Annotated in this window: 3 protein-coding genes and 1 pseudogene; all 4 read left to right on the forward strand. The window is 49.1% G+C overall.

Annotated features, from left to right (window positions below; all coding sequences use genetic code 11):
• Positions 1 to 155: 155 nt before the first annotated feature.
• On the forward strand, positions 156 to 4,253 hold the full coding sequence (locus Q0510_RS04870) for an RHS repeat-associated core domain-containing protein (protein ID WP_298708782.1): 4,098 nt from the start codon (positions 156 to 158) through the stop codon (positions 4,251 to 4,253).
• Between the two features lie 24 nt (positions 4,254 to 4,277).
• Positions 4,278 to 4,619 carry a hypothetical protein gene (locus Q0510_RS04875; RefSeq protein ID WP_298708784.1) on the forward strand — a complete coding sequence of 114 codons (342 nt, stop codon included), beginning with the start codon at positions 4,278 to 4,280 and terminating at the stop codon, positions 4,617 to 4,619.
• Between the two features lie 370 nt (positions 4,620 to 4,989).
• A complete protein-coding gene (locus tag Q0510_RS04880; RefSeq protein ID WP_298708785.1) occupies positions 4,990 to 5,298 on the forward strand; it encodes a hypothetical protein in 309 nt (102 codons plus the stop codon).
• 206 nt (positions 5,299 to 5,504) lie between these two features.
• Positions 5,505 to 6,905 (forward strand): annotated as a pseudogene (locus Q0510_RS04885) (hypothetical protein); the annotation flags it as partial.

Here is a 6,905-nt window from a genome sequence, read left to right on the forward strand (position 1 = left end):
TGAAATTGGACAGCGCGGGTAACCTTACCTGGAACAAAACCGTTGATCCCGGAAATAACTTCGGTGGCAAAGGCACCGATATCGTTCCCCTGGCCAGCGGCCAGTACGTCTTCGGTGGCCTGCGCACCAATACCACGGGGATTGCTACCGATTGGATGACGGGCCTCCTGGATACCAACGGGGAACTGGAATGGCTGAAGCAAACGGGGTCTTCCGAAGACCGCAGCGGCCTGCGCCTCTCTGTCAAAGGAGATACCCTGCTGGGCGTGAGCTCGCTGAAAGGCGCGGGACAATACGATGTGGCCATGCTTACATGGAACCGCCTTACCGGTGCGCTGCTCAGCATAACCGGCTACGACCTGGAAGGCCGTGATAACATCGCCCGTAATATCCTGCAAACCGGCGAAGGGTTTAAAATCGCTGTGGTGAATATGACCAGCGGCAGCACCGTGAACGTACAGGGCGCACTGCTCGATGTGCGGGTAGACGGTACTGTCCGAAGGGCATCCCGTATCGGTGGCCCGGGTAACATCAATCCAGAAACCTGGTCGGTAGGGAAAGCTGCCGGCGGCGGATATTTCGCTTCTCAATCCAATGAGGACGTATACTGGTTACGCCTCCGTGACGACAATACCATTCAATGGGCGCGCCAGGTGCGCACAGGCGGTTCCGAGCGCCTGCGCAGCATCCTCAATAATCCGGAAGGCAGCATGGCCGGGGCGGGTGAGTACAACGGCCAAACCGCGATGCTCATGCAGACGGACAATTACGGCCGGACCGGTTGCCGGGATACGGTGTTGGGATTACTGGCCACAGATATTTCAGGCGCTTCATTGCAAAAAACGCTGGCGCCCCAGATCACCGTTTCCCTGAAGAGCAGCCATACGAGCATCGTTCATGTAGTGGAAGGGGGGAATACGGCGGTGCAGACTGCGCTGAATTGTCCGGGTACGGATACCTGCACCCTGGTGAGCAACGGGCTGATGCTGTGCGGCAATTCCATGCCTGTATTCAATGAATATGACCTGGTGCAGAAGAACAACTGTTCCGACAGTACGTACTTCGCGCTGACGACAGGCAATGTGATATATAAATACCTGACGGACTCCGTGCGCAACGATTTCGATAAGGTATATATGGAGATGGCGCAATCAGCTGCGGAGATGGAAGAGTTTAAGGTGAGCTATGTTAAGAGTGAGTATCATTATACCCTGTATTATTATGATCAGGCGGGCAACCTCGTGAAGACGGTGCCTCCGGCGGGCGTAGTGGTGCGGCGTAATAAGTCCTGGACGGATTCGGTGGCGGCAGCCAGGAGAGATGGAGCGGTGCTGGTGCCGGGGCATATGATGGCGACGAATTACAGGTTTAATACGTTGAACCAGATTGTGTCACAGCATACCCCCGATGCGAACAAATCGGAGTTCTGGTACGACAGGCTGGGCAGGCTGACGACCTCCCAGAATGCCCAGCAACGACTCGGGAATAAATACAGCTATACCAAATTTGACGGGCTGGGTCGTATTACGGAAGTGGGCGAACTGACGAGCGCTTCCGCAATGAATAATGCTATCAGTCGCAAGCAATCCGACCTGGAGCAATGGCTTTCCACTGCTGCGGCCTCCCGCACCCAGATCACCAGGACGGTGTACGATGTAAAGCATGCGCCGTTTGAGGGCCTGGCGTTGAATGCGAAGAATTTACGCAACAGGGTGGCCTGGTCGGCCGTATATGACAATGCGGCTGAATTGGGCCAGGGCAGAAGGGCTTCGGGTACCTTCTATAGCTACGACATCCTGGGTAATGTGAATACCCTGGTGCAGGATTTCAATTCCCGCACCACTTCGGACCAGTCGAACCGGTTCAAGACGATTACTTATGATTTTGACCTGGTGTCCGGGAAGGTGAACCAGGTGAATTACCAGCCCGGTAAAATTGATGCATTCTATCACCGGTACAGTTATGATGCGGAGAACCGCATCACCCAGGTTGAAACGAGCCGCGACAGCGTTTATTGGGAGAACGATGCTTTTTACACTTACTATAAGCATGGCCCACTGGCTCGCGCGGTATTGGGCCAGCAGCAGGTGCAAGGCCTCGACTATGCCTATACGCTGGATGGCTGGATAAAAGGCCTGAACAGCACAACGGCGACAACCGGCTTCGACATGGGGAATGATGGCGCGGAAGGTGGATTGACGGCTAAAGATGTAGTTGGGTTCAGCCTGCATTACTTCGGTAACGGCGATTATGTGCCCATCAACGCGGCAAACAGGAAGCCGTTCGCTGGTCTTTCCGGTTCGTACAAGCCTTTGTTCAACGGCAATATTGCCGCCATCAGTCAGCATAATACCAAAATCGGCACGCCTTTATTGTATCAATATACATATGATGTATTGAACCGCATCGTTGGCATGGATGCGAAACAGGGGCTGAATACCGCTTCTAATACCTGGACGCCCGTTACGGTGGAAGATTTCAAGGAACGCATTACTTACGATCCGAATGGAAACATCAAGACATACCGGCGTAACGGTAATGCCACCTGGGAAGGGAAGCCCCTGGCGATGGATGTCATGAACTACAACTATCTACCCGGTAAGAACCAGTTGGGCCACGTGACGGATAGTGTACCGGACCTGGCGTATGACGTGGACATCGACTCACAATCTCCCGGCAACTATCAGTATGATTCAATCGGAAACCTTGTAAAGGATGTGAAAGAGAAGCTGGATGACATTGAATGGACGGTTTATGGAAAGATCGGCAAGATTACCAAAACGGGAGGACTGGAGATCCGCTATTCCTACGATGTGGCAGGCAACCGGATCAGCAAGCTGGTTGGCGACGTAGAGACGCGTTATATCCGGGATGCGACCGGCAATGTGATGGGGATTTATGTGGAAGGTGATGCTTCGCGCAATAGCGGTAATCTTTCTTTAATCGAAACCTCCCTGTACGGAAGCAGTAGGATTGGGGTTTTGAATGCCAATATCGATGTGGAGGGTAATGTAAGTGAAGCTCCTGTGCCTTTGGGCGCGCTCGGAACCGGATATTTGGCTAATTTTGAAAGACGATATAAGTTCTTTGAAGTCAGCAACCACTTGGGCAACGTTCTCGCGACGCTACACGATATCAAACAGCAGTTCTCGACCGATAATCAAATCATTGCCTATTATAATCCGAGTGTAGCTACTGCGACCGATTACTATCCTTTTGGGATGGGTATGCCGGGGAGGAGTTTTAGTAGTGGGGGGTATCGGTATGGTTTTAATGGGAAGGAGAATGATAATGAGGTTGGTAAAGGAGAAGGAGGGCAGCAGGATTATGGGATGAGGATATACGATCCCCGGTTGGGGCGGTTCCTGTCAGTAGATCCAATTACGAAAGAGTATCCAGAGTTAACGCCTTATCAGTTTGCAAGTAATACCCCCATTCAGGCCATCGATCTTGATGGAGGTGAGGCTAAGTATATTAATAGGAGTACTGGCATTGAATCAATGCCATCTGATCGACTGAGGCATAGAATTCCAGAAGGTGCTTACCGGTATGGTGTTGTAGCAGCGCCAGGGGCTTCTAGGCTGGCAGGAGAACAATTGACGGCTACGGCAGTTGTTGTTACGGCGATTGTAGGTGCGCCTTATATTGCAGCTGCTGTCCGAACGGGGGCATACTGGCTTATGGGTTCGTCGGGTTTGATTGCGCAGAGAGTGCAGTTGATCAATGAAGCGGGTAGCTTTGCGGCGGGGCTTCTTGATCCCGGACCAGGGGAGACCAATCCCAACAGTAGTATGGATGAAGCTGCAAAGGCGGTAAAAGGAGTTCTTAAGTTTGGTTCGTTAAAAGCTGCTATGTCCATTGAGAAATTAGGATTTAGTAGCGGAGGAACAAAACTAGTTTCAACAGCCATGTTAGATGCTTTTTCATCAAGTAAAACAATAGGGGCTCCACTAGAAACATTTATCGCTCCAACAAAGGAAGTTGATGAGTTATTGTCGATGGGATTGTCCAGACAGGAAATTGCAGATAAGTTGGGAATAGTTAACAAGCAGTTTTTAGAGGGAGATTTAATGAGGGTTGATCTAAATGTTGATGCTTTGGAAAAATTGAATTTACGAAAGCCGACAGGAAAAGAGGTAGGGGCAAATACATCGTGGCAACCAGGAGGCACTACATCAGGTGGAATACGAGAAGGGGTTGTTGATGGGATACCCAAAAACATGGAGGGGGTGACTGTTCGAAAAGCTCAATAATAATTCGGATTCAATATTACATTTATGAGATTAGGTACAGATTATATCTCGCAATGCAGAGAGAATTTCTTTTTAGGAATTACTCCGAGTTGTGATAGTTGTCAAACACAAGAGGGCTATGTGAAATTAGATAGAATAGCGGCGCAGCTTATGGCGGATATTGGAGCATTAGAATTTTCAGGCTATTTTCAAGAGTCTCAGTATCTGGTTGATTTGTGGACAGCTCATATGATATTGAAACATGCAGATGTCAATTTGGAATTAAAAAATAAATGCCTATCAATAATTAAAGATTATTCTACCACACCTTTGAGTGAAACTGTTGCAAAAGAAGAATCTCTTTGGTTGGCTAAAAAACTGATTTAATTTTGGTTTTACCAAATAGGCTACGAATATTTTATGCATTGGGTGATAAAATGTACGGCGACTACGGCTTGTTCTCGTTTTCGTTTTTATTTGAACAACACTCGTTTAATATGCGAGAATAGGAATTTGCATATTTTACTGACGCAAAACGACGCCCGATTCGGCGACGCTTTTATTTATAGACAACAACGATCTCGCCACATTATAGCACATTCAGACACTAGAAAGTCAAGTAAAATGAAATTACCTATTCAGAGATAAATAAAATAAACGCAGTGAAAGGGAAAATTGGATTTTTGGTGGGAATTGAATTTAAAATTTCATTTGGCAAAGTAACAGAAGAAGTAAAATGATACTAATTGTAAAAGTAATGCTGATTGTTTTTTTTGTGGCTGGTGTGCTATTGGTAATTGTATCAAGTAGGCTAGTTTTTGTAAAGAAGCAAATATATTATGGATGGATAGATCAATCCAAGAAAATTACCATATTTGATTTTGTCACTAATTTTGATGGAAGGTGGATTTTTAAGTCGATCGATTATAATTTTCTACTGCGAAAATTTTCGGAAGATGCAGGACTTCAAACGAAAATAAATGAAGCTAGGTTGCTAGATAAAGCCTGTATTGGTTTAGCGTTATTAATGCTAGTGAGCATGATATCAGTAAAAATATTTGATTAAACAGTAATTAAGTTGTTTTAGAAAAGGGGGGAATGATAATGCAAAGTTGAACTTTTAAGTTAACTAAGATGTGTGAACTAAATTTTCTAAAGACTTCACTGGGTCGATTTGAGAAATGTTATTGAATGTAGTAAAAGTATGAATACCAATCTAGCAAGTAGATATCAACTTGCATCTAGATTTTCCATACAAATAATCAATTTTAAATGCCATCCCGTACCCTCCTCACCCTATCCCTTATGATAACCGCGTCCCTCGCTGCGAGGGCGCAACATGTCTATTCCATCCGGGCCGACAGTGTCCGCATCTACAACGTATGCGACACCGCTGAGCTCATCCTGGAAAATCACACGCAGGGCGTAACCGGCTACCTCTATAACCGGGGCGCCGGCAGAACGGAATTCCGCAGGCTGGAACTAAAGAACCTCGGTGGTACGCGCATCGCTATCGCCGGGCAGGACACCCTCGACCTCAGCCAGATGAGCGGCATTGGAGGCATAGATACCATCTACCGCGCCGGCGACAGTATCCGGTATGTGAAGAAAGGAGTTGCCAGAGCTTTGTATGCACCCTTTACCTCGGGACTGGAATCCGTGCTCACCGCAGGGAACCAGGCATTGCGGAATATCATTCTGGGCAATTCCAATTCGGAGACGCAGTACTTTTACCAGGTCAACCGGCTTGTCCGCGGTACGCCCTATACCGGTTACATGTTTATCGGGGATAATGGCAGCAGGACCGGTACGAGCATTGTGTCGAGGGGCGCTGTTCCGGAGCAGAATAAATTATTGATCCTGGACAACGGCGCCAACGAACCCTTGTATTCACCCAACAATGCCGCGCAATATTACAAGATGTGGCACGAAGGCAACCTGACGCTCGCTGCCCTGGGAGGCGCCCCGGCCTCCGGTTCCGCTTCCTATATCCACAACCAGATCAGCAACGCACAGGCCGGCGCGCAATTTTACATCACCGGCCGCGGCCTTTCCCGGAACGCTTTCGAAGTAAGGCGCAACGGCACCGACTTCGTTGCTGACGGGTTCATGCTGCGGGATTCCCTGTCCCGCGGCGCCAACCTGCAGCTGACGGGCTCTGCCATCCCGGCGCTCGCTTTTTATATGAACAGCGGTTCCGAATGGCTCAAGCGGATGGAACTGGCGCCCGATGGCCTTGTGACCTTCGACCGCATGACAGTCCACGGCTTCACCGGCGAGCGCATGTCCCAGCGCTTCAACGCTATCGGCTTCAACCGCAACGTATGGAACGGCGGGATCTACGACACCACCCGCTTTGCCTACCAGTTTACACATACGGCTTCGGGTTCCCCGGGAACGGATAATCTCGCACTACAGGTGTATGACCGCCAGGGCGGGATCGTTACAAATGCAGGACTTGTGGCCAATGGGCTGGGATATATTGGAATCAATGAAAGTACACCTGCGGAAAGGCTGCAAATCGGAAACGGGGAGATTTACGTGAAAAGCAATGGCAACACCAACAATGCCGCGCATAAAGGCATCAAATTCGGAACGGACAACGATTTAGGCTTCTCCGCCATCCGCGCCTGGCGCGGTAGTACCAGCAACCGCGTGGGGCTTTCGTTCTTT

This window comes from uncultured Chitinophaga sp. (genome assembly GCF_937874145.1).
Classification (GTDB): domain Bacteria; phylum Bacteroidota; class Bacteroidia; order Chitinophagales; family Chitinophagaceae; genus Chitinophaga.